24 protein-coding genes and 1 tRNA gene are annotated in these 23,567 nt (G+C 32.5%); 8 read left to right on the top strand and 17 right to left on the bottom strand.

Going from position 1 to position 23,567, the window contains the following annotated elements; all coding sequences use genetic code 11:
- Window positions 1–29: 29 nt before the first annotated feature.
- Window positions 30–374 (top strand): Sec-independent protein translocase subunit TatA/TatB, encoded by a 345-nt coding sequence (locus ACX119_RS02580; protein ID WP_459351584.1) that lies wholly within the window; start codon window positions 30–32, stop codon window positions 372–374.
- On the opposite strand, the gene ACX119_RS02575 is transcribed toward ACX119_RS02580, so the two are convergent.
- Window positions 375–1,151 (bottom strand): DNA-methyltransferase, encoded by a 777-nt coding sequence (locus ACX119_RS02575; protein ID WP_459351583.1) that lies wholly within the window; start codon window positions 1,149–1,151, stop codon window positions 375–377. It abuts the gene before it with no gap.
- A 92-nt stretch (window positions 1,152–1,243) separates the two neighbouring features.
- Between ACX119_RS02575 and ACX119_RS02570 the strand changes: the two genes are divergently transcribed.
- From ACX119_RS02570 to ACX119_RS02555, 4 genes are all read left to right on the top strand, one after another.
- A complete protein-coding gene (locus ACX119_RS02570; protein WP_459351582.1) occupies window positions 1,244–3,754 on the top strand; it encodes a DEAD/DEAH box helicase in 2,511 nt (836 codons plus the stop codon).
- Window positions 3,755–3,797: 43 nt separating this feature from the next.
- Window positions 3,798–4,628 (top strand): SDR family oxidoreductase, encoded by an 831-nt coding sequence (locus ACX119_RS02565; protein WP_459351581.1) that lies wholly within the window; start codon window positions 3,798–3,800, stop codon window positions 4,626–4,628.
- A gap of 77 nt (window positions 4,629–4,705) precedes the next feature.
- Window positions 4,706–6,367, top strand: coding sequence for a DNA topoisomerase I (locus ACX119_RS02560; RefSeq protein WP_459351580.1), 1,662 nt, complete (start codon window positions 4,706–4,708; stop codon window positions 6,365–6,367).
- A gap of 69 nt (window positions 6,368–6,436) precedes the next feature.
- Window positions 6,437–6,551: transfer RNA gene (locus ACX119_RS02555), tRNA-Met, on the top strand.
- A 116-nt stretch (window positions 6,552–6,667) separates the two neighbouring features.
- Here ACX119_RS02555 and ACX119_RS02550 read toward each other — a convergent pair.
- From ACX119_RS02550 to ACX119_RS02500, 11 genes are all read right to left on the bottom strand, one after another.
- Window positions 6,668–7,261, bottom strand: coding sequence for an NADPH-dependent FMN reductase (locus ACX119_RS02550; protein ID WP_459351579.1), 594 nt, complete (start codon window positions 7,259–7,261; stop codon window positions 6,668–6,670).
- On the bottom strand, window positions 7,243–7,590 hold the full coding sequence (locus tag ACX119_RS02545; RefSeq protein ID WP_459351578.1) for a winged helix-turn-helix transcriptional regulator: 348 nt from the start codon (window positions 7,588–7,590) through the stop codon (window positions 7,243–7,245). The genes ACX119_RS02550 and ACX119_RS02545 overlap by 19 nt, the downstream gene beginning before the upstream one ends.
- Window positions 7,591–7,661: 71 nt before the next feature.
- A complete protein-coding gene (locus ACX119_RS02540) occupies window positions 7,662–8,579 on the bottom strand; it encodes a pirin family protein (RefSeq protein WP_459351577.1) in 918 nt (305 codons plus the stop codon).
- Window positions 8,580–8,794: 215 nt separating this feature from the next.
- Window positions 8,795–9,820 (bottom strand): DUF4377 domain-containing protein, encoded by a 1,026-nt coding sequence (locus ACX119_RS02535; RefSeq protein WP_459351576.1) that lies wholly within the window; start codon window positions 9,818–9,820, stop codon window positions 8,795–8,797.
- Between the two features lie 157 nt (window positions 9,821–9,977).
- A complete protein-coding gene (locus tag ACX119_RS02530; protein ID WP_459351575.1) occupies window positions 9,978–10,880 on the bottom strand; it encodes a transcription initiation factor IIB in 903 nt (300 codons plus the stop codon).
- A gap of 155 nt (window positions 10,881–11,035) precedes the next feature.
- Window positions 11,036–11,893 carry a hypothetical protein gene (locus ACX119_RS02525; RefSeq protein ID WP_459351574.1) on the bottom strand — a complete coding sequence of 286 codons (858 nt, stop codon included), beginning with the start codon at window positions 11,891–11,893 and terminating at the stop codon, window positions 11,036–11,038.
- A 91-nt stretch (window positions 11,894–11,984) separates the two neighbouring features.
- Window positions 11,985–12,293, bottom strand: coding sequence for a hypothetical protein (locus ACX119_RS02520; RefSeq protein ID WP_459351573.1), 309 nt, complete (start codon window positions 12,291–12,293; stop codon window positions 11,985–11,987).
- Window positions 12,294–12,402: 109 nt separating this feature from the next.
- On the bottom strand, window positions 12,403–12,618 hold the full coding sequence (locus ACX119_RS02515) for a hypothetical protein (RefSeq protein WP_297593133.1): 216 nt from the start codon (window positions 12,616–12,618) through the stop codon (window positions 12,403–12,405).
- Between the two features lie 158 nt (window positions 12,619–12,776).
- Entirely contained in the window at window positions 12,777–13,427 is a 651-nt protein-coding gene (locus tag ACX119_RS02510; RefSeq protein ID WP_459351572.1) for a cupredoxin domain-containing protein, read from the bottom strand.
- A 54-nt stretch (window positions 13,428–13,481) separates the two neighbouring features.
- Complete coding sequence (locus tag ACX119_RS02505; protein WP_459351571.1) at window positions 13,482–14,300, bottom strand: helix-turn-helix transcriptional regulator; 819 nt, start codon at window positions 14,298–14,300, stop codon at window positions 13,482–13,484.
- 253 nt (window positions 14,301–14,553) lie between these two features.
- Complete coding sequence (locus ACX119_RS02500; protein WP_459351570.1) at window positions 14,554–14,955, bottom strand: hypothetical protein; 402 nt, start codon at window positions 14,953–14,955, stop codon at window positions 14,554–14,556.
- 180 nt (window positions 14,956–15,135) lie between these two features.
- Between ACX119_RS02500 and ACX119_RS02495 the strand changes: the two genes are divergently transcribed.
- Window positions 15,136–16,449: a sodium-dependent transporter gene (locus ACX119_RS02495; protein WP_459351569.1), complete on the top strand. Its 1,314-nt coding sequence runs from the start codon at window positions 15,136–15,138 to the stop codon at window positions 16,447–16,449.
- A gap of 23 nt (window positions 16,450–16,472) precedes the next feature.
- On the opposite strand, the gene ACX119_RS02490 is transcribed toward ACX119_RS02495, so the two are convergent.
- Window positions 16,473–17,150, bottom strand: a complete 678-nt coding sequence (locus ACX119_RS02490) for a universal stress protein (protein ID WP_459351568.1) — start codon at window positions 17,148–17,150, stop codon at window positions 16,473–16,475.
- 937 nt (window positions 17,151–18,087) lie between these two features.
- On the opposite strand from ACX119_RS02490, the gene ACX119_RS02485 reads away from it, so the two are divergent.
- Window positions 18,088–18,243 carry a hypothetical protein gene (locus tag ACX119_RS02485; RefSeq protein ID WP_459351567.1) on the top strand — a complete coding sequence of 52 codons (156 nt, stop codon included), beginning with the start codon at window positions 18,088–18,090 and terminating at the stop codon, window positions 18,241–18,243.
- A gap of 115 nt (window positions 18,244–18,358) precedes the next feature.
- Here ACX119_RS02485 and ACX119_RS02480 read toward each other — a convergent pair whose 3' ends face one another.
- Window positions 18,359–18,658 carry a mechanosensitive ion channel domain-containing protein gene (locus ACX119_RS02480; RefSeq protein ID WP_459351566.1) on the bottom strand — a complete coding sequence of 100 codons (300 nt, stop codon included), beginning with the start codon at window positions 18,656–18,658 and terminating at the stop codon, window positions 18,359–18,361.
- A gap of 165 nt (window positions 18,659–18,823) precedes the next feature.
- Entirely contained in the window at window positions 18,824–19,060 is a 237-nt protein-coding gene (locus ACX119_RS02475) for a hypothetical protein (protein ID WP_459351565.1), read from the bottom strand.
- A 653-nt stretch (window positions 19,061–19,713) separates the two neighbouring features.
- Here ACX119_RS02475 and ACX119_RS02470 point away from each other — a divergent pair.
- Entirely contained in the window at window positions 19,714–20,934 is a 1,221-nt protein-coding gene (locus ACX119_RS02470; RefSeq protein WP_459351564.1) for a cation:proton antiporter, read from the top strand.
- A 344-nt stretch (window positions 20,935–21,278) separates the two neighbouring features.
- On the opposite strand, the gene ACX119_RS02465 is transcribed toward ACX119_RS02470, so the two are convergent.
- Together ACX119_RS02465 and ACX119_RS02460 are read right to left on the bottom strand one after the other, a co-directional pair.
- Window positions 21,279–23,048 carry a thiamine pyrophosphate-dependent enzyme gene (locus ACX119_RS02465; protein WP_459351563.1) on the bottom strand — a complete coding sequence of 590 codons (1,770 nt, stop codon included), beginning with the start codon at window positions 23,046–23,048 and terminating at the stop codon, window positions 21,279–21,281.
- Window positions 23,035–23,556 (bottom strand): hypothetical protein, encoded by a 522-nt coding sequence (locus ACX119_RS02460; RefSeq protein WP_459351562.1) that lies wholly within the window; start codon window positions 23,554–23,556, stop codon window positions 23,035–23,037. The genes ACX119_RS02465 and ACX119_RS02460 overlap by 14 nt, the downstream gene beginning before the upstream one ends.
- Window positions 23,557–23,567 lie beyond the last annotated feature (11 nt).

Genomic DNA, 23,567 nt, shown 5'->3' with positions numbered 1-23,567 from the left:
TTTAATTTTAAATTAAAAAATATCTCATTATGATTGATTATTCATTAAATGTTGGTGGTAGTGAATGGATAATCATAATTTTTGTTGCACTAGTTTTGATTTTAGGAACAGGAAAACTTCCAGGTGCTGCAAGGAAACTTGGGCAAGCAGTAAATGAATACAACAAAGCAAAAGATGATTTCAAAGATCAAATGAAGGAAGCAACAGAAGAAGCTCCAAAAATTTCAGGTCCTGTCGGAACTGAACGAGAGAAATTAGAGATCATGGCAAAATCAATTGGTGTTAAAGTTCAAGATAAAACCGATGATGAGTTACGAGAAATAATCTCATCAAAATTAGGTCAGAAAAAGACAGACAAGCCCGATCAGGGTTAGTTATTTTGATTTTTTAATTCGGTACAAATCTTCATCTAGTCGTTTTTTTGCAAATTTGTAATAATCCGGAACAATTTCAAATCCAAGAAAATTTCTTTTGAGGGATTTACTGACTACAGCAACCTGACCTGAACCAAGAAACGGATCCAACACTAGGTCTTTTTTTTCACTAGAATAAGTTAGAATTTTTTCAATAATTTCTGAAGGAAGTTTTGTAGGAGTCTTTTCATCACCTGTCCAATATTCTCTTTTAATATCCCACACATCTTCCTTGTCTCGATAATGTAAGCTTCTACCATCCTTTGTTTTAGCATCTTTTTTGAATCTAGAATAGGGGAAAAATTTTCTTTTCTTATCATCTTTGCAAACATAAAGACAATGATAATGGGATGTAACAAATTTACGTTTAGTTACAACCCCAAATTGATACTTCCAAATGATATGATTTACTGTGGTAAACCCAGTATCACTTAGAGCTTGTAAAATATCTTTAAGATTATTCCAACCAGAAAAAACATACATGCTCCCAGTATCTTTTAAAATTCTAAAAACCTCGCTCATCCAGGCAAATGTAAAATCATAGTAATCCTCTGGTTTTATCTCATTATATCCCGTAAGAACTCGTGAAGAGGTTCGATTGTAATTTGCTTTTTTAGCCTTAAAGTTTATGGCAAATGGAGGATCGGTAATTACAAGATCTATAGAATTTTTCTTAATGGAATTCATTCCATCAATGCAATTAACATTGTAAATATTGTTGATTTGTATTTTTTTCATTTTTAAATTGAAGACTATTTCCTATCTTAATAATGTCATGGGTAAATTGGAGTGATTAAACAATAAATCACCTAGAATAACTAATCGATTAGATGAAATTTTCATGTCCAAAATGTAATTCTAAGATTGAGATTCAAAGAACATTCAATAAAAAAATGCATGTCTCATGTGTAAAGTGTGGAATTGAAGATATTTTAGAATATTCGAAAAATATTGATGAAGTTTTCTTGGAATTTCTTTCAAGATATGATCAAGGACTGGTTTCAGAGACTGGAATATCAGAAGGTCTTCAAGATCAAGGAATTGTCAGGGCTGAAAATGAAATCAAAAATATGATAGGGAAAAATAACCCAGACAAGATTACCGAAGAAATTCTATTTACAAAAAAATACTATGTATCAGAATACAAAGTTTTGAAGAATCCTGAGCCTAAAATGGGCTCAAAAATAGAAGATTTTGGTTTTGATGATTCAATTTCAGATTATCTAAAGGAGATAAAAATCGAGCAACTCTATCAGTTTCAAGAAGAATCAATTCAAGAGATACTATTTGGAAAAAACATAGTAATAGAGGCACCAACAGCATCAGGAAAAACTGAAGCTTTTTTGATTCCAGTAATTCAAAGAATAAAAAAAGATTCTGTAAATGGAAGTGTATTTGCAATTTTTGTATATCCAACTAAAGCATTATCAAGGGATCAGTACCCAAAAATTCAGAACTTTGCAGAAAAAATCAATGTCAATGTTAAGATTTTTGATGGAGACACAAATCAAATAGATAGAAGAGACATTATTGATAATCCACCTCAAATTCTAGTTACAAATTTTGATGTAATTCATTATCACATGTGGCACCAAACAAAATTCTCATCATTGCTTGCATCAACTAGAATTTTAGTTGTTGATGAGGCCCATGTATATTCAGGAATTTTTGGATCAAATGTTCACTATATTATCAAAAGACTCAAAAGAATCTGCAATAATAAATTGCAGTTTGTAGCAGCTTCTGCAACACTTGATGATGCCAAAGAGTTTTGCCAAAAACTATTTGGAGAGAAGATGCAAATCATTTACGGCTCAGGTAAAAAAGGCCAGACTGACTTTGTAATGCTATTTCCATCTTTAAGGACTCAAAGAGCACTAATGGTTGATTTGACAAAAAAATTAACTGAAAAAAATCACAAGACAATGGTCTTTAATAATTCACATCTGAATTCTGAGCTTTTGGCAATTCAGGCAAAAAAACAAAAAGTAAACATCAAAGTTCACAGGGCAGGACTGATGGCAAATTATCGAACATCAGTTGAAAAACAGTTCAAAGAAGACAAGCTGCAGGCAATTTCATGCACTCCTACGCTTGAATTAGGCATAGATGTGGGAAATGTTGATTGTGTTATCTCATCTACCATTCCCGTAAATAGACTGATTCAGAGAATTGGGAGGGCAGCAAGAAAAGGCCAAAGAGGATATGCATTTTTAGCATTAGGAAACGATCCTATTTCTCAATACTACAAAAATCATCCAGATGACTATTTTGAAGATATTGAAAAAACATACATTGATCCAAAAAATCCCTTTGTAGAAGAATTTCAAGTACTGGCGATGGCATGTGATAGACCCATCTCAAAGCATGAGTTAAAAGAGCATCAAGAAGTAATTGAGCATCATATTATCAAAGAAAACCTTGTAGAAAAAAACAACAGAATCATTCCTAATTTTGATAAAATTAATTCACTACTAAATAATTACAGCATTAGAGGAATTGGAAACTCTATTGATATTTTCTTAAAGGATAGAAAAGTGGGAGATAGAGTATTACCAATTGCCTTAGAAGAATTGCACAAAGATGCAATTTATTTTTTAGCAGGAATTCGTTACAAAGTAAAAGAGTTTGATTATCCTAAAAAAAATCATGCAAGACTAGAGAAAATCCCAAGAGACTATCCATACTATACAAAGTCACTTACTGAGGAATGGCCAACAATTGAAACAGTTTATGATAAAAGAAAAGCAAAGGGTGTCGAAGTAGCATTTTGTAAGTTACATATTCAAAAGAAGGTGTATGGATATGTCAACATTGAGCTTGGACAAGAAGTCACTCAAGGAGAAAAAGTATTACTTGATAATCCCCTAGAATATGATTTTGTAACAAAAGGAATTGTATTTCATGCGCCAAGACCACTTAAAATTATTGAAGAATCTGAAGACGAAGAATATGCAGAAGCTAGCGGATATCATGCAACAGAGCATGTTGTAATTGAGGGGAGCAACATGATTACAGGAGGAGTTTCACAAGATTTAGGTGGAATCTCACTAGGCACTTCAGGCTTGATTTTCATCTATGATGGGGCCATTGGAGGAAGTGGGGCAAGTAAAGCACTCTATGACAGATTTGAGAAAGCACTTGAGCGAAGTATGCATATTGTAAAAGAATGTCCATGTCAAAATGAATCAGGATGTCCGAGATGCACTTTTTCGTATAGATGTGGAAATAATAACGAGTATTTGCACAAGTATTCTTCCTTAGAAATTCTTGAGAGAATCAACGGCGGTGAAGAGACAGAACTAATAGATCCCACTGAAGGAGACAGACCCTTAGTATAGAAAAATCAAAATGGGATAAATATGCCACAAACATAGCAACAATATGGAAAAAGTAGCTCTAATTACAGGTAGTTCTTCAGGAATTGGATTAGAGACTTCACTTGCACTAGCTAGAGAAGGATACGTAACTTTTGCAAGTATGAGGGATACAAAAAAGGCAGTAGAACTAGAGCATGCTGCAAAAAAAGAAAATCTATCTATAGAAATTTTAGAATTAGATGTTGATAAAGAAGAATCAATTGTTTCAGCAATAAAAAAAATTCAAACCCAATGTGGAAGACTAGATGTACTAGTTAACAATGCAGGGTATGGACAATTTGGATGTACAGAAGATGTCAGTGTTGATGATTTTAGAAAACAGTTTGAGACAAATTTTTTCAGCATTGTCCGAATTATTCAAGAAGTTGCCCCCATAATGAGAAAACAGAATTCAGGAATTATAGTAAACATTAGTTCTGTTGTTGGAAGACTTGGATTGCCAGGATCCCCAGCTTATATCAGTACAAAATTTGCTTTAGAGGGATTAAGTGAATGTTTAAGATACGAGTTAGGTCAGTTTGGAATTAAAACAACTCTAATTGAGCCAGGAGTAATAAAGACCAACTTTTTTAATTCAATGAAAGTTCCAGAATCAAAAACTGATCCTAAATACAAATCATTAACAGAGAACATTTTGGCAGGGCTAAAAATGATGGTTGAGATGGGAACATCGCCATCAGAGGTAGCAAAAGTAATCATCAATGCAATTAATGACAAGGAGATATTGCCAAGATACACAGTAGGAACTGATGCTGCTATGTTTTTGGAAGCAAAAAAGATGAAAACAGACCTGGAATTTGAAAAATACATGAGTAAAGAGCTTTTTCCTAGCTGACATCGTACTTGTACGTTAAATTGATATACACATAGGATAGAGTTTTTGTCAAAGTCCGCAATTTTAAAGTGAAAAAAATGAAATGGAAAACTCTACAACACAATGGAATCTTATTTCCACCTGAATATGAGGCTCAAGGTATTAAGATAAAGATCAAAGGGGAACCAGTCAATCTTAATTCAGATCAAGAAGAGATGGTATACCAGTGGGCAAAAAAGAAAGACACCCCTTATGCTCAAGACAAAGTATTTCAAAAAAACTTTACAGCAGATTTTGCAAAAACCCTAGATCAAAAATTTAGAAAAATTTCATATGAAGATATTGATTTTTCAAATGCCTTCAAGGTAGTTGACAAGGAAAAAGATCTACGAGAGATGATGACTAAGGAGGAGAAGAAAGCTCTTGCTGCAAAAAGAAAAGAACTTCGTGAGAAGCTAAAGGCAAAGTACGGAGTAGCAATAATGGATGGAAAAGAAGTAGAAGTTGGAAATTACATGGCAGAGCCTCCAGGAATTTTCATTGGAAGAGGCGAGCACCCACTCAGAGGTAAATGGAAACCACGTGTTACTGCAAAAGACGTTACATTAAACCTTGGAAAAGAGGCAAAAGTTCCAGAGGGTAAATGGGGGAAGATTATTCATGATAAGGATTCTATGTGGCTTGCCAGTTGGATGGACTATCTTACTCAAAAGAGAAAATATGTTTGGCTAGCTGATACTGCAGGACTAAAACAAGACAGAGACAAGGAAAAATACGAAAAAGCAGTAAAGCTTTCAAAAGAGATTGAAAAAATCAAAGATAGAATTGTAAAAGATATGAAAAGTAGTGATCCTAAAATTAGCAGGATTGCCACTGCATGTTACTTAATTTATAGAACTGCGATGAGGGTGGGAGACGAAAAGGATCCTGATGAAGCAGACACAGTTGGTGCCACTACACTACGAAAAGAACATGTCAAAATTACTTCAAATGCAATTGAATTTGACTTTCTAGGTAAAGACAGCGTAAGATGGCAAGAAAAAGTAGTTGCTCAAGGACACGATAAACAATTTCAGGAAAACCTAAAAAAACTAATTGAAAAGAAAAAACCAAAAGATGAGATTTTTGATGACATAACATCTAGACATGTTAATGCATATTACTCTAGTATTGTCAAAGGGTTAACTGCAAAAGTGTTCAGAACATATCTTGCTACAAATGTGGTTAAAGACTACCTAGTAAAACATGACGATATCAAATCAAAGACTGCAAATGAGAAATTATATCATGCCAAACTGGCAAATCTCGAAGCTGCAATCATGTGTAACCACAAAAGAACTATTCCTAAAACATTTGAGCAATCACTAGAAAAGAAGAGAGAGACCCTAAAGAAGGTAGAAAAAGACCAACCTTGGAAAAAGACACAAGAGACTCTAAAGAAGGTAGAGGCAACAACTCCAAAGACAGATGTTCAAAAGAAGACCAAAGAAAAGAGAATCAAGACATTAAATGAGCAAATAAAAAAACAAAAAAAGAAACACAAAGAGAGATTAGAGAAATTACAATTACAGATTGATTTATCAGAAAAGACAAAGGATTACAACATTGGAACATCTCTGAGAAATTACATAGATCCACGAGTTTTCAAAGCATGGACTGATGAAGTGGGTGCAGAATGGGAAAAATTGTACACATCTGCATTGCAAAAGAAATTCCTGTGGGTAAAAAATGAAAATGTCAAATGGCAGGAAATAAAGTAAAAATTCCATTAAAAACCAAAAAATTATTTTAGAATCATTTAATTTCCCAAATTTTCAGGCATATACTATGCCGGGGTAGCTCAGCCTGGTTAGAGTGCCAGTTCAATTGGTAGACTCTAACGGTTCTCCAACTAAGGCAATACTCATAATCTGGAGGTCGCGAGTTCGAAACTCGCCCCCGGCACACATAATTCAGTTACAAGCCCAACATCACACGCTCATAACTATGCAGAACTAGGCAGTTTTTGGAGAGTATCAAACTAAAACTACAACACCGCAATGGGGTTTCTAGTCCGGCAGTCAATTATTTAGTTTCAACAATATTTGAGCAAGATCAGCCCCAATTTTTTTTACTTGTTGCTCTTGTTTTTCATTTTTCATAGAGCCATCCAAATTAATAGCCTCATTAGCTTTTGATATTGCTACTTGATTTGGGATTACCATTACTCCGATATTTTCAAGAATTGCACGAACATGAACTAATCCTCGTAATCCACCTAATCCACCAGGTGATGCACTCATTATTCCTGCAACTTTATCTTTAAAACAAGACATTGGTGATTCGTCATTGCCTTGTCTTGATGCCCAATCAATTGTATTTTTAAGAACACCTGAAATTGAGCTGTTGTATTCAGGAGAGGATATTAGAAATCCATGATGAGAGGACATCAATTCTTTTAGTTTAATGGCACTAGATGGTAATCCTTCTTTTTTTTCTAAATCCTCATCATAAAGTGGCATTGGAAAATCACGAAGATCAATTACAGTCACATCTGCCCCTGCTTCACTTGCTCCAGCTGCTGCAATCTTGACTAATTTTTTGTTAAAAGAATCAGTGCGTGTACTACCTGCAAATGCAAGAATTTTTGGTCGTGTCATTTCTTTTTTCTCCATTGCACCACCCAACTATCAAGTTGTTTTAAAATTTTTCCAAGTTCCCGTGTTTGTTTTGTTATTTTATATTCTACACGTATTGGTACTTGAGCATATACTTTTTTTGTAATCAAACCATGCACTTCAAGATCACGTAATCTTTCAGACAACACAGTGTTACTAATAGTAGGTATTGCTTTTTTTATTTCATTGAATCGTACAGATTTCCTTTCTGAGAGTTTTTTTAAAATCAACAGAGCCCAAGCTTTTCCAAGTATGCCCCATATTTCATCAACATCACATACCACATGGTTACGGGTTCTTTTTTCTTTTTCAAATTCTGTTTCCATACCTAGTAGCAAATCATTACCTAATTATAAAAAGTGAATGTAGAGAAAAGAGTTTAGGAATAAAACCAATTTTAAAAGTCAATTTTCCCCATCTTTCCACTGTTGTAATCTACTACTGCTTGTTGGATTTCATCTTCTGTATTCATAACAAATGGACCATACCTAGCAACTGGCTCTCCAAGTGGTACACCTGCAATCAATAGAACTTCCAAAGGCAAATCTGCATCTTCACTTGCTTTTATAGTCACCTCATTTCCGTTTCTTTTAAAAAATACGGATTGTTGTTTGCTTGCAAGTTTTTCTTCTTTGCCAAATAATCCCTTACCATTAATGACATATGCAAAAACATTGTAATTCTCTGGAATTTTTTGCATTATTTTTGCACCTTGTTGTATGGTATAATGCAAATACAGGATTGGAGTTCTAGTATCAATTACAGCTTGTTTTCCCATTGAGTTACCAGCAATTATTTTGACTTTGACACCATTCTCTTCCACTGTTGGGATTTTATCTGATGATACTTCTTGATACCTAGGATTCATCATTTTGTCTTTTTTGGGAAGATTTACCCATAATTGAAATCCATGTAATGTTCCACCTTTTTTAGAAAATTCTTTTTCTGGCATTTCTGAATGAATAACTCCAGATCCGGCAGTCATCCACTGTACATCTCCAGATTTTAAAATTCCAGAGTTACCTTGAGAATCCTTGTGTTCAAATGCACCTTCAATCATGTATGTGACTGTTTCAAATCCTCTGTGAGGGTGATCAGGTGCTCCTTTTGCCTCCCCTGGTGAAACAATGAATGGTCCCATTTCATCTACTAGTAGAAATGGATCAAACTCTCTAACAGTTTCATTTGGAAACGCTCGATGTACAACAAATCCTTCTCCTTCTGTAGTTGTTTTTGCATTTACAACAGATGAGACTAAACGTTGTTGATTTGTTTTGTTTATTAGATTTTGATTATTGTTTGTATTTTCTTTCACACTATAGCATACACTACATATTATTTAAAACAAGTAGTAATTTCTTACTTAGTATGGCATAATTACCATACCAAGTAAGAAAATAATTACCAGGTATATATCATGAATCTAAGATCTTGCTGAGAAACAGTAGGAATCGGTTTAAAATCATATGAATACAAACCTACCACTAAAATCAAAATACTAATTCCAACCAAAGAAATGATAGAGATACTCTATTCAATACATTCGCCAGTATGATCAATTGTAATGTGTTGAGAATTAATCATACATTTGTTACCGTATGTAATTCCATCAATTCCACAAACAGGAGCATATTCTAGAGTACATGCAAAAACTGGAAAACTCTTCTGCCAGCCTCTCTCAACCAGATTCTCCATTGCATGATTGCTAACACATGCAGGAGAACCATCATGAGATTTGAAGATAAGATTCAAGTTTTCGGCACATATCACATCACTTGCTGCAATGCCTGCATTGCCTTGTTGGGATGGTCTAAGATATGGCTGTTTTACTCCATCCATAACACAGACTTTTCCAGGATATATTCCAGGTCCACATCTATCATTTAGAACACAGATGTCACCAAGTGAAATAAACCCAGGTGCACAGATATTTTTGTATGGAATGTGTTTAGGGTATGATTTTTTATCAAGAATTTCAATTAATTCATATTGTTTACTTGAAGCATCTGCAGGAGGATTTGTGATATCAGTTACTTTAACAGAAATCTTGTAAGATTTTCCCTCAGTATAATCAAATCCTTTGATGGAATCATAGAAAATCTGCCAACTAGAACTAGGATCTTCACGAATTCTCATGCATTTTTGAGGCCCCACGCCAACACAATCAACTAGCATTGAATCAACATAGAGAATTTTATTTTCAAATGGCATTTCCAATCCAAGTTCGACTCTCACTTGTTTTCGTAATTCATCTAGTTCTTCTATGGGGATCTGAATACTCACCATCTTTCTAATCTGATTCATCAAGACTAATCCTTCTTGATCATGAGACAATTTCTGACCCATTTCATCAAATGCATAATATGCTTTCATAATTTCCAGACGTTGGTTTGTATCATCCTCATCTGGATTTTTCATCCAATTCTCAACCATAGTTTTTAATTTTTGTTGAGTGATGGATGAAATTGCCTCTATTTTTGCTTCCTCTGCAAATGATTCCTGTAAACCTATAATTCCAAAAAAGACTAGCGGAATAATTGCTAAAATTAATTTCATATGTATCATATGAAATCACAGTTAAAAGACTTTGATGAAATTTGATTTTTAGTAAACATATCTCATCTTATTTACACTTACAGTTCCTTTCATCCAAGGATGTAAAGTACATAGACAACCAAATTCACCAGATTTTTTAAACGTATTACACCAAGTGTTAGATTTTAACCAAAAGTGCTTTTTTGAGACCGTTACATCTGTTTCTTACTGTTACCTCAGTAATTCCTGCAGCGTCTGCAATTTCTTTTTGAGTGGTTCGGTTCCCTTGATTAATACTTGCAAGATACAAAGCAGATGCAGCAACACCCATTGGATGTTTTCCTGCCAGAGCATTTTCCTTTTTGGCTTTGTCAAGAATTTTAATTGCATTTCGTTTTACTTTTTCTGACAAGTCAGCGCCACTTGCAATTTTTGAAATACATGAAACAGAATCAACTACGGGCATCTTTAATTCCAGTTCTCGAAATATCACCCTATAGCTTACAGTAAGATCTTTTCTTTTAATTCCAACTGACGTTGCAACCTCTTTTATGGTTCTAGGAGTTTCAGATTCACGACATGCTGCATAAAGTGAGGCTGCAATAACGGACGCAATGGAGCGTCCTCTAATCAATTTCTTATCTAATGCTTTTCTATAGATATATGCTGCCTTTTCTACAATTGCCTCAGACAAAGATAGTTTGTCTTTCATTTTTAGTAATTCAGCTAGTGCGTATTGGAGATTCCTGTCTTTGCTGGTTTTACTTTTGCTTTGGGAATCTAGTTTTCGAAGCTGTTTGATAGATGATTTCATAGAAGATGATAAAATATGTCCTGAAGAGTCTTTGTTCGAAGAGTTAATCACAGTGCTAAGACCACGATCATGACTGGTCAGTGTTGTCTTGTTTCCTGTATGGGATTTGTTTGTAGAAGAGTTTGTAAATGTTCTTTCAGGTCTGCTATCAAAAACACTTTCATTAATCACCATACCACATTTTGAGCAGAATACTTCGTGGGAATCCACATCAGTCATCAAAGAGTCTTTGCCACATCTAAGACATTTTTCTTTTATCAAAGACACGATAATACCCCGCATTTTGTTTTATTCATTGTATAACTTTCCATGTTGGGGTATTGTTATCATAGCACCTGTTATAAAACCACCGATAAGAATCAACAAACAAGATCACAGTTACAAAGGAGTAGAAAACTTGTCAATTTGATTAAAATTTAAAATTAATTGGCATACATTTTCATGTTTTTAGACATTGTAATTAATTGTGGTTCCAGTTTTTTCGGACTTGCAATATAAAAGTCAGCATAAAAATGACCATCATCCTCAAATCCATCAGTATCCAAGTTATTATCATGCAAAAGAGATAATGTTTTGTGTTGTTCATCCAAATCTGAGAATCTCCTTTGACGAATTGGTTTTATGTCACTTTTTATAATAGAATAGCCATATTCATCAAAAGTTTTTTTAATTTTTTTCATATCAAAAATTCTTAAAACCGAAAATGCAAAAATTGGCCATTGATTTGGGTTTGAGGAAAAGTTGGATTGTTGTTTTTTTATTAACTCAAAGAGGTTGGAGAATGCTTTGTATCCAATGTATCCTATACAACCAGTTGCAATAATCATATCTGAGCGAGGTATTTCTTTTATTGGCAGATTTCCTGTCTCTAAATTGACACATATTCCTTTTTTGCATAATTTGACATCTTCAGAGAATGTTAAAGCAGGTTCAGATATGTCAATCTGATTAAAACTTAATGTGTTATCTGTAGGAAGCTCTTCAAAGAATTGTTTGGATTGTTCTTTAGAAGGTAATGTTTTTAAAAAAAACTCATCCAGATCAGACATCTTTAAATCATATTTCATTAATGCTGCATTAATTCCATAAGAACTACCAATATCTAAAATTTTAATTACTCTTGAAAATTTTTTGTAAAGTTGTTTTGCAAGAGACATGTAGAGAGGTTTGGTTTTATCTGGAATTCGGTAATCTAATTTTTTCATTTCTTTAAGATATTCATACGGAAGTTTTTTTGTGTAAATATTTGTAAAATCTTTTTTTACTTCTAACTCTTCCATGTTGACAAAATATTATCATAGCACCCGTTATAAAACCACCGATAAAATTTATGATTAGATTAAAAATAAAAAATAGAACATATTATCAAAATCATTGAGTTTTGGATGCTCTTTTCAATGCTTTTTGATAAGTTGTTTTCTTTTTTCTAGCTGATTTTTCTGCCGCTCTAAGAGCCTTCTTCATGCTTTTGATCTTGTTATTTGCTTGTTGAAGTTCTCTTTTTCTTTTATTTGCTACCAGAGTTGCTCGTTTCTTTGCCTTACTTACTGTGCGTTTGACTTTTCGAGTAGCTTTTTTTGCTTTTGTGGCAGTTCTTTTTGCTTTTCTAGTAGTTTTTCTTACAGCTTTCTTTATACGTCTTACAGGTTTTCTTTTAGACGTACGTTTTTTTGTTGCCATGGAAAAGTTGTGATTTCATATTGTAAATAACATGCACATCAGTAATTTTTTATGTAAACTCAAATAATTTTACCAAATTATAATATTTTAGATAAAAAATAAAAAAGAATTATTCTTCTTTTGCTTTGTTGTGTGTCCAGCAATACGAAATTTTTGATGGCAACAACCAAAATTTTTTTGCATCGCCGTCAATCTCCACTAGATCTGAGGATTTATCAAATTTGACGTTGTGTTTGTGAAGTTCAAATTTTTCTCCAGTGTCAGACATGACCATGACTTCACCTTTTTCCTCAACTAGTTGTTGTAGTTGTTCGAGTTTCAACATGAAATTACTTTGTTCTAAATTCAGATTAATATTGGTAAAAGAGTAAGCTAATTTTAAAAACAATAGCTTATGAAATTACTTATGATTTTGATAGTAATACGTTGAAAATTCAACATTTGACATAATTATTTGGATATAATTAAAAAAAAGAATCAGTATTATTTTACAGATATGCTACCTTGCATCCATGGATGTACCAAACAGAAGTAGTCGTATTCAAAGGCCAGATCTAGTTTAATTGAGTACGTATCTCCAGCCATTATCAATCCGCTATCAAATAGTCCATCAGGACCATCATGGGGATTGCCAGAAGTCACAGTGTGTGGAATGGAATCATGATTTGTCCATATTACCTCACCGCCTTTTTTCATTACTGATTTGTAAGGAATGTAGCAGGTATCAGATATTTCACATCCAGGAGTGCCTGTCTCAGGAGGAATGCTTACGGTTTCAAGTAATTTTCCTTCAGATTGTTTCACTACCTTTGGCACATCAGGCAATACATCAACTACCACATCAGATGCTTTATCCAAGACTTCAGAAGGAGTTTCAGATTCTTCTAAAATCTCATCAGTAATTTGAGGTATGTCAGTTACCAAGTCTTCTGTTTTTTCAAGTACGTTTGATGATACATCATCAATTACATCAGGGGCATTTTGTAGTTCTGATACTGTCCTATCAATCACAGCGGTTCCTTGTGGCTGAATTGAATTGTTTGCAGCAAATTCAAAACCACCAACAACACCTATTGCAATAGCAGTTACAGCAACAGACACTATAACACCAAACTTGTCATTAATGTTTTGCATAAAGTATTATGCATAAACATAGTATATCATTTTGCATAAGCAAGAATTATGAAATTAAGCTTCTTTTGTAGTATTTGATTTTCTTGAGTGAGGCCTTGAAATCTTTTTTGCCTTTTTCCAGTAATGCTCAAAATAATCCATACACCACTCGTGAAACATGCTAGTTTTTCCATAAAACATATGTCGAAGATCTGGTTCGCCATCAGAAGTTGAAAAAATTATTCCAGCTTCTTTTTCATTTAGAATTAAAATGGTTCCAATATCGCTAATCTCTTTGCGTTCAATTTTATTTTTCTTAATTAAATCATAGTATCCAAGCTTTTGCAAGTCTTCTTCTCTTCCTTCATGCTCCTTGAGATCCTTTGTTAAAATATGGCGATACTTTACATCGTTTTTTATTCTTTTTAGCAATACATCATCCATTCCAGGAGGGGATTCGTTTACAATATCACATATGAACTCTTTTGAGTTTTTGTAAATTTTCTTCCATTTATCCAGTACCAAAGTCACACCTTTGATATGTTCACAGTTTTCAAGAACACCTAATCTTCGAGTAAATTTTACAGGTAATTGTCCTATATCATGAGATAAGAAATATTTTTGATTAGTGGAAACAAACAACATCAAAGGCATTTGACTGAGCATCAATTGCCCAATAATAGTAATGTGAAAATGCTCATCTGTACCTTTTTTGACAAATCCAGAATTTGAGAGACGTTCAAGATTTCGATGGATTTCCTGCGATGTGACATTTAGTTTTTTAGCCATCTGAGAGACTCTATGAGGTTTAATGTTCAGATTTGAGAGAATTCGGAGTCTTTGTTCGCTTGCCAACTCCAAAAAATTTGAAGATACGATTTCGAATTTGTCCATAACAAAAAATATTATATGATTCCTCTTAAAATCTTTGCAATAATTTTGATAAATTTATTTTTTAGTATTTTTAAATCGCTTAGAGTACTCTTGAGCCAAGAGTACAGGAAAAGTAGTGAATTCGATCATTTCATAATATGATTTTATTTGTGCATCAGATAACCTTTGAAGATATTTTTTAACATTTTCTTCAGTCTTTAAATAATCATGGTTTGGATCTAGTAGATTTTTCATAATTTAACAACACGAATCATTAGTTTGGCCACATCTCCTTCCATGTTTTATAAAATGCTTTAAGGGTCACATGATAAGCATCTAACTTTGAAATGGAATCTTTTTGTAATTTTTCTTGTATTTTAAATCCCAAATCTTGAAGAGATTTTTCAGTAGGATCAGATAGTATTTTTTCATAATCTTCCTTAATAACAGGCATCAAATCAACATAATCAGTATCAATTTTTTTAATCCAAGAGTGGATAAATTGTTTCATTGTTTCTGGAGAGCTAGTTTTTGACTTTCTAATTACTTCAGAATAAAGTCTGGTCAATTCAATAGATGAATTATGAACTACAGTAATTGCAGTTTGTAAGGTCTTCAAATTATGAAAATAGTGGCTTTTAAGATCAGACCAGCTATCAGTAGAATTTTTTAACATGTTAATGATTAGTAACAGTATTACTTAGATTGTTGTAAGCTAATTTTTCTAATTTAAGCAAGGTATATGAAAAATGAATACACAATAGAAAACACATAGCTGAAAATAAAAATACTAGCTTAGAATAGCCTATTTGCAATAAATTTTTAGTTCTAACAATGCCAAATTTCACTCAAAGAAATGGGTAATGAAATAATAAAATCTGAAAAGTGGAATTCTGGATTTGGTTTCGTACTTGCTTGTGTAGGATCTGCAGTGGGAATAGGAAACATTTGGAGATTTCCATACATAGTTGGAGAAAATGGAGGAGGTGCTTTTTTGATTCCATTTTTAATTATTGTTGCAAGTTTTGGTTTTCTTTTAATGCTTTTAGAATTTGGAATTGGGCGTAGATACAAACTATCAATTGTATCAGCATTGGGAAATATTTCAAAAAAATTCAGATGGGGAGGGGTAGCGATCACACTAGTCTCATTTTCAATGCTAAGTTACTATCTTGTAATATTAGGTTGGATTCTTTCATTTTTTATTGCAAATTTAGGTCAATCTTTTCTAGAATTTGAAGAATTTACACAATCATACTATCCAATATTGTCATTTATTGCAATTTCACTAGTGGTATACATAATTGTTAATCGTGGAATTACATCAGGGATTGAAATTTTCAACAAAGTAGGGATTTTGTGCCTAATTGGAATAATCATACCATTAATGCTCTATGCCATTTCACTTCCTGGTGCAGACCAAGGAATAGCATATTTTTTGGAACCAGATCTGACTAAGATTAATGAGCCAGAGATTTGGTCAATAGCTCTTGGCCAAGCATTTTTCTCATTATCTCTAGGTTCTGGATCACTTTTGACATATGGAAGTTATTTACGTGGAAATCATTCTTTGATCAGATCATCGTCAATAATAATAGGTGCAAATACGGCAGTTTCCATAATTTCAGGATTGTTAATCTTTGCATTAGTGTTTTCTTTTGGAATGAATCCTCAGGGAGGAATTCCTTTAATCTTTGATGTACTACCAAATATTTTTTCAAATATTGATTTTGGTTTTTTGATTGGCGCAATTTTTTTCTTTTTGTTATTGATTGCAGGTTTAACATCTGCGGTTGGATTATTTCAAGTACCTAATGCATCTTTACAAGATGTATTTCAAATATCAAATAAAAAATCAAGTAAAATTATAATTATCGGTATAATCATAGTAGGACTACCATCGGCATTAAGCTATAGCAGTGTCAATTTGGAAATTTTTGATACAAAATTCTTAGATAGTATGGATTATATTTTCGGAACATATGGAATTACATTAGCTGAGTTAATTTTTGTTGTAATAGTTACATGGTTTGTAGACAAGAAAAAAATTCTTGAAAACATCAATGCGTCATCAAGATTCAGCATTCCACATCATGCAATTTCATTTATAAAATATGCCACACCAGTAGTAGTAATTTTAATTTTAATTACAACCACAATTTCAAATTAAATTTTTGTTAAAATGTTGATTTTTTAATTAAGGCCTGCTCTTTTTTTCATAACGGACAAGGGAATTCCACTTCCGTGTCTTCCCGATTTCTTTGAGGGGTTTGATTTTGGTAATTTTTTATCAATTTTTGTGTCTAATTGTTTTGAAGTCTCTTTCACTATCATAACAGGAATTCGTGAGTTTTGTAATACATAGTTAGAGATACTACCAAAAACTAATTCTTTTAAAACACCTTTGCCAGATGAGCCCATAATTATTAGATCGTGATGATATTTTTTTGCAGTCTTGATTATTTCTTCAGCCTCATCACCTTTAGCAATGATTTGTTTTGCAATGACATTTTTATTTTCACAGTATGTTTTAGCATAATTAATAGAGGATTCAGCAGTATCTTGCAATTCTTTGAAAATATCCTTAATCAAAAGAGATCTTCCAAAATTTATTTCAGGAATGACCTGCATTACGGTAACAGAGGAACCCAGGTGTTTAGCAAAATATATTGCGGCATCTAGGGCTCTAGTCGATTTTTTAGTCAGATCTACAGGCACAAGAATGCTAGATATGCCACTTCTCATGATTCGTTTTTCTTTTTTTGTACATACGCCGCATAAGGGAAAGATAAGACTAGAGCCGACATCTAATTCACCAATAAATTTTCCACAGATAGAACAGTCTATCTGTTCTTTATCATAAATATTCATTTTCTCACCATTGTCTTCATCATGAATGTAATATGAGACAAGGAAAGATAATTTTTTGTAAGCTTGATAATGAAAAATAAGCTATCGATATAGATTATTGCAATAATTCATCTAGTTTTCCTTTTTTTATCATGGTTAAAATGAACATTTCTATTTTTGTCATGTTACATCTAGGAAAATGTTTTTCCATTCCATTTTGATTTTTGACAACTATTGCATCATCAAAAACATGAATGGAAAGATGACTGTTATCGTACATGAGGGTTAGATATTACTGGTGGCGAGGAATAGAGGGGAAGCACGCTAATAATATCATCAAGCGGACGTATACTTGATACTACAAGTTGCATCACATCATCAGAAGTCATTTTATCAGTTTTTACGATGCAGTCAAACGATCCAAACACAGGAATTGCTTCATTCACTCCATCTAAATGGCGAAGTTTTTCTGCTACAACCTTATTTTTGTGAATCGTACAAGAAAGAAGCAGAAACGAATGGTCCATAATATAATATAACAAAAAATAGTTTTTATTATTTTGTAAGCTTGGTACTTTAAAATAAATAAATTATTTTATAATATTTTATATGATTTTTTAACTAATTTATCACATGGTAAAAAATAGAGATCTTGAAGATTATGAAAGAAAAAGATTGGAGAAATGGCGTTTTGGCAGGAAAAATTTTTCATGAACAAATATTACAACTGAAATTTTAACATGGTTGTTATTTTTTTATTAGTAATTTAGATTAATAATTACGAGTCTTAAATCAGAATTAAAAATTGTTCGTTATAGTATTATCATTACCATCACATCTACAATAACATGGATAGGAATTGAAGAAATTCTAGATAATTATAATATTGAAAAATTTTTTTATAATTAGTTTAAATTAATGAAAACTGCTATAAAGGATAACTACATTATCATTTGCCATGATGAATGCACCTTCCAGACAATCATCTGGAGATGAAAATTGTCCAATGTGTAAAAGACCCAAAAGCAAGCATACCAATGAAGAGCTTCTTGCATGTTCAAGGAAATTACAAGAATTCAATAAAAATACCACAGGTGGAGCAGGAATAGAGTAAAGAAAATTTATGAGATAAGTAACATAATGGAAAAAAATCTAATCATTACAATTTTAGGAAGTATAACAATAGGAATTGTGATGACATTGGTAATTAGATATTTTTCACTATCAAACTAATGTTTTGGAAAAACTAACACCATCTCTTCACTGAATTTATGATTAGGGATAATCATCTTAGTTCCATCTTCAGTTACTGCAATTGTTTTTGTCAAATGCAATCCAGTAATTTTTGCCTTTACATAATCAAACTCAATAGTGTCACCGACATTGATTTGAGAATTTAGAAATATACTAATTCCAGAAATTGTATTTTTTAATTGATTTTGAAGTGCTATTCCAAGTACCACTGCTGCAGCACCTATTGATGCAATTACCTCTAATGCAAAATTAAACAGTCCAAAGGAGGTACCCAAGTAAATTAACTCTCCAACAATGATTCCAATAGACACCATACCTAGAAGCTTATCAGATCCCTGGAGATCTTGCAGTTTTTTATTAATTATTTGTCGAGATATAAAATAAAAAACAACAGTGACTATTACAGATAGAACACCATAAAACAATTCCGACATGGACAGTTACAATAAATCCTGATTATAGAATTGGATTAAATCTCCTTTTATGAAAACGTCTGCACCTTTTTTAAAAGAGAGAGTTTCAGTTAAACCTCCCTGCAAAGTTAATGTTATCGAAGAACCATTTTCTTCTGACCTAAAATCTTGATTTTTGTCTTTTTGTTTCCAACGACCTTTCAGTTTGCAGGTGCTGAATACTTTATCTTGTTTAACACGAATATTCATTTGTTGTTTAATCATTAGAAATTCATCTCACATAGTATGATGGGGTTAAACTTAGAACATGAAATTTTAAAAAATATTTTATTTGTCATTATAGAATTATTTCGTTAAAAGTACTAATTAATTCACTTAATCAAGATAGCTTAATTTTATTATTTTAGCTTAATGTTTTAAGTGACAATAAAAATAGATTATTCCAAATCCTTAATGAGGTTTTGATTCAGTTTTGTGAACTTGAAATCTAATTTCTTAGCTTTTCGCATATACAGAATATCAATTACAACCGTGTTTGATAATGCGTGGTGAATCAAAACTTCGAACATTTTTCACATAATACAGGTTTGTTTACAACGTAAACTAATTTTGTATCTTTTTCAGATATGCCACACTTAAAACATTCAGCTACTCTTACCACATTAGTTTTTCAATTTAATCATTAAAAAATGCTCTGACAATTTAGTCCAATTTTTTGTATGTTTAATAACATAATTGATTTTTACTGGTTTTCATATTCTAATAATATAATGAATTTTTCTTTGTGTCTTTTAATTGCGGAGTAAAGAAGAAAGAAGACAGTTGAAACAAGAGTTATTTAAGGAAAACAGAAAATCACGATAAAATAAACACCACAATTAGATAGGAATTAGTATGCTTTCAAGTCCTTTATTATTGTGACTGAAGAGTTTGTGTTCAATGTTCTGGTATTGTTAGTAACTGCAGTTGCATTAGGAGAAATTTTTAAACGTATAAAATTGCCTGCAATGGTAGGTCATCTTTTAGCTGGAGTTATAATTGGACCGACTTTGCTTGGAATTGTCCATATAGATGATTCATTTTTAGTATTCATTGATCTTGCTGTTTTCTTTTTGATGTTTCTAGCTGGTTTAGAATTACATCCAGAAGAAATCAAAAAAGCAGGAAAACGAGGTATTGTTTTGTCATTACTTGCTTTCAGTATTCCTTTTCTATCCACATTTGCTTTGATGGATGCATTAGGTCAATCCACCATATCATCATTATTTGTTGCGTTGACTTTGGCAATTACTGCAGTGCCAGTAAGTGCGGTAGTATTGATGGAGTTCAAATTGTTGAATAGTAAACTCGGCACTACCGTAATGACTGCAGGCATCATTAACGATATTTTGTCATTAGTAATTCTTGCAATAATTTTGCAAATGGCAGTTAATGGAGTTGATGGTAACAATGAGGGGGAATTTTTAAACTGGGTAGAAGTCATTATGTCTACTGCCAAAATAGCTGCGTTTGTAGGGGGTATATTTTTTGTCGATTATCTTCTTAACAAATTCAGTCGTCAGGTACCTAGAAAACTCATTCCAGTTTTTTCAAAGTTGAAGACAAGAGAATCAGGTTTTGCCATATTATTAATTGTAACATTAACAATTTCTCTCTTGGCAGAAATAGCAGGACTTCATTTTATTATTGGAACATTCTTTGCAGGTCTGATAATATACAGAAAAATCATAGGAAAAGAACATTTTGAAACTATTAATGATGTATATGGTAAGATCACTTTTGGATTCTTTTCGCCAATATTTTTTGCGTTCATAGGAACTGAATTACATGCTCAATCTTTGTCTGATTCTGTTCCGTTATTTTTGATGTTACTGGCAGTGGCAATTGCTGGAAAGATAGGAGGGGGATTTCTAGGAGCAAAGATTGTTGGTTTTTCAACTCAAAAAAGCAAGGTAATCGGGTATCTTATGAATAGTAGAGGAATGGTGGAGCTTGTAATTGCAGTAGTAGGGTTAGAAGCAGGAATTATTGATGAGACGATCTTTTCAATAATTGTAGCTGTAGGATTTATCACTACGATTCTTGCACCAATCATGTCACGAATATCTATAAAACATTCAAAGGAAAAATTCACATGAAGTAAATGTAGCATTATTAAAAACAAATCTATTTTTTCAAATACATTTAGTTTCTTTTATAATGTAAAATTATTTTTTCATAGATTTAATTATCTAATAATCAATATTGAATATTTTGCATGCTCTATAACTCCATTAGTAGTACTTTCAACATGCATTTTTTCTGCATTATTGCCAACTTGAGATTTACTTATTATTATCAAATTCATTTTATGTTTTTTTGCAAATTCAATAATACAAGAGGATACTTGTATTCTAAAATAAAATCATGAGAGCATGTGAAAAGACTAACATGTTTATCTTCTTGTGCATAAGTAGGTAAATAATCACATATTATCAAAATTTTATTTCTTTGTCATGATTTCTTTTACTTTGTTATTGATAAGAGACATTGCAATTTTTGCACCATGTGGTTGTCCTTTAGCAAGGGATTTTACAATATTTTGTAGATAATTAAGATGAATATCTGGAGGTAATGGAGGCTCATAAGGGTCTACAAAAACATCAACAATTACAGGTCCTGGAAATTTCAGAGCTTGTACAATAGTCTTTTTCATTTCTTTGTATTTTTTTATTGTAAATCCTTTTCCACCACAAGCTTCTGCAAATTTTGCATAGTCTATTGGGGAAAAGTCAATTCCAAACTCCGGATTACCCGAAAATGCAATTTGTTCCCATCTGATCATTCCAAGTATGCTATTTTTTATCACAAAAACTTTGATTGGAAGTTTGTATTTTACTGCAGTAGAAAAGTCACCTGGCATCATTCCCAATCCCCCATCACCCACAAATGCAATTGATTGTCTATCTGGAAAAGCAATTTTTGCTGCAATAGAATAAGGTAATGCACATGCCATAGAGGATAATGTTCCTGACGCAGAAAATTCCATATTCTCTTGCATATCCAAATATCGTGCAGCCCAACTGGTATTGGTACCACTGTCTACTGAAATAATTGCATCAGAATCCAGATGTTCTGATAACATAGCAGTAAATGCCTGTGGTTTTATAGGATTGGATTTACTTGAGCTTCTTTTTTTAAGAACAGTTTTCCAATCATTCATTTCTTTTTGTAATTTAGACAAAAAGTCACTGTTTGATTTTTCTTTAATTTGTTTTAAAATCAAATTTATGATAGATTTGGAATCTCCAACCAATCCTATTTTAACAGGATATCTAAGCCCAATCTTTTCAGGATTAATATCAATCTGAATACCTATTGTTTTTTTTGGATCTGGTAAATATTCATGATATGGAAAAGAAGTTCCTATTAACAATATTAAGTCTGCATCATTCATAGCTTTACTAGCAGGCTCAGTTCCCAACATTCCTAACCCACCAAGACTAAACTCAGAATCATCAGGAAGAACTGCTTTTCCCAACAAGGCTTTTACAACAGGAGCCTGAAGTGTTTCTGCCAATCTCTTTATTTCTTTACGGGCATGTAATGTTCCTTGTCCTACAAGAATTACAATCTTATTTTTTGAATTTAACAGATCACATGCTTTAGAAATTTCTTGTATGGATGGAACAGATATAGATGTTTTGTAATCAGACGTATGATTTTTTGTTTTATGAGGACTAAAATTATTTTTGGTTTTAGTGTATTGCACATCAATTGGAATGGATATGTGGCTTACTCCTTTACGTGAAATTGCAGTTCTGCATGCAATATCTGTAACCATCTCTGCATGTTCTGGTTTATTGATTCTGTTGTTGTATTCAGATACATCTGAAAATAATTCTAAAACATTTACATCTTGTTGATAACTTGAACCTATTAAATCAGAATAAGTACTACCCGTAATTGCCAATACTGGAGTGTTGTCTGCTTTTGCATCGTAAAGACCAGTTAGCAAATTAGTAGCCCCAGGACCAGTAGTAGCAAGACAAACACCCAACTGTTTTGAATATTTTGAATAAGCACATGCCATAAAAGCTGCTGCTTGCTCATGCCTTGTTAAAATAAATCTCATATCATCATGTGTTCTAATTGCTTCCATAACTCCATTAATTCCATCACCAGGAATTCCAAAAATAACTTTGACACCCCAGTCACTTAATGAATCAATTAGTATTTCAGCCGTTGTTTTTGATATTTTATCTTCCCCCATATTTGATATTACGTGATTTTCTTACAAATAAAACAACTGCAGTTATGCCTATGATTGGTCCAATTATCACATACAAGTAATTCAAATCTAACAAGTCTTTTTTCTCCATCTGGAATTCCCCTATTGCTGAGCAATCTAAGGATTGTTCTTGAAAGAATGAGGTATTCTCAGAATAAGATAATACCATTCCTGTTTTCACCAAGTAGATGTCAAGATATTGTTCATTCATAGAATTTACAGTTATAGAGATCAAATTTGTTTGTCCACAAGGAATTAGCAGCACTTTACTTCCTACTTCTTCTACAGTATGTGTGATATAATCTCCATCATGTATTTCAGCAGTCCATTCAGCATCAGTATATACTAACAATTTTATTCTGTCGTCTAATTCTTTTGATTTTTCAAGTTCCTCGGCCAAACTTCCAATCAAAGATTCTGTTTGAGAAAAAGCACTTGGAATCATAAATAAAATTGGAATTAGCAACATTACAAATAATTTGATTTTCACATGTCTTAATG

Source organism: Nitrosopumilus sp. S4, assembly GCF_054515835.1.
This window is presented reverse-complemented; position numbering and strand designations above follow the sequence as displayed.

Bases quoted from the DNA above. Each gene is read 5' to 3' on its own strand.
- ACX119_RS02485 (WP_459351567.1), top strand. From the start codon at position 18,088: ATGATGAATGCACCTTCCAGACAATCATCTGGAGATGAAAATTGTCCA.
- ACX119_RS02580 (WP_459351584.1), top strand. From the start codon at position 30: ATGATTGATTATTCATTAAATGTTGGTGGTAGTGAATGGATAATCATA.
- ACX119_RS02520 (WP_459351573.1), bottom strand. From the start codon at position 12,293: ATGGCAACAAAAAAACGTACGTCTAAAAGAAAACCTGTAAGACGTATA.
- ACX119_RS02550 (WP_459351579.1), bottom strand. From the start codon at position 7,261: ATGGAGAAAAAAGAAATGACACGACCAAAAATTCTTGCATTTGCAGGT.
- ACX119_RS02545 (WP_459351578.1), bottom strand. From the start codon at position 7,590: ATGGAAACAGAATTTGAAAAAGAAAAAAGAACCCGTAACCATGTGGTA.
- ACX119_RS02510 (WP_459351572.1), bottom strand. From the start codon at position 13,427: ATGCAAAACATTAATGACAAGTTTGGTGTTATAGTGTCTGTTGCTGTA.
- ACX119_RS02490 (WP_459351568.1), bottom strand. From the start codon at position 17,150: ATGAATATTTATGATAAAGAACAGATAGACTGTTCTATCTGTGGAAAA.
- ACX119_RS02495 (WP_459351569.1), top strand. From the start codon at position 15,136: ATGGGTAATGAAATAATAAAATCTGAAAAGTGGAATTCTGGATTTGGT.
- ACX119_RS02565 (WP_459351581.1), top strand. From the start codon at position 3,798: ATGGAAAAAGTAGCTCTAATTACAGGTAGTTCTTCAGGAATTGGATTA.
- ACX119_RS02525 (WP_459351574.1), bottom strand. From the start codon at position 11,893: ATGGAAGAGTTAGAAGTAAAAAAAGATTTTACAAATATTTACACAAAA.
- ACX119_RS02560 (WP_459351580.1), top strand. From the start codon at position 4,706: ATGAAATGGAAAACTCTACAACACAATGGAATCTTATTTCCACCTGAA.
- ACX119_RS02515 (WP_297593133.1), bottom strand. From the start codon at position 12,618: ATGTTGAAACTCGAACAACTACAACAACTAGTTGAGGAAAAAGGTGAA.
- ACX119_RS02535 (WP_459351576.1), bottom strand. From the start codon at position 9,820: ATGAAATTAATTTTAGCAATTATTCCGCTAGTCTTTTTTGGAATTATA.
- ACX119_RS02575 (WP_459351583.1), bottom strand. From the start codon at position 1,151: ATGAAAAAAATACAAATCAACAATATTTACAATGTTAATTGCATTGAT.
- ACX119_RS02505 (WP_459351571.1), bottom strand. From the start codon at position 14,300: ATGGACAAATTCGAAATCGTATCTTCAAATTTTTTGGAGTTGGCAAGC.
- ACX119_RS02570 (WP_459351582.1), top strand. From the start codon at position 1,244: ATGAAATTTTCATGTCCAAAATGTAATTCTAAGATTGAGATTCAAAGA.
- ACX119_RS02465 (WP_459351563.1), bottom strand. From the start codon at position 23,048: ATGGGGGAAGATAAAATATCAAAAACAACGGCTGAAATACTAATTGAT.
- ACX119_RS02500 (WP_459351570.1), bottom strand. From the start codon at position 14,955: ATGTTAAAAAATTCTACTGATAGCTGGTCTGATCTTAAAAGCCACTAT.
- ACX119_RS02475 (WP_459351565.1), bottom strand. From the start codon at position 19,060: ATGATTAAACAACAAATGAATATTCGTGTTAAACAAGATAAAGTATTC.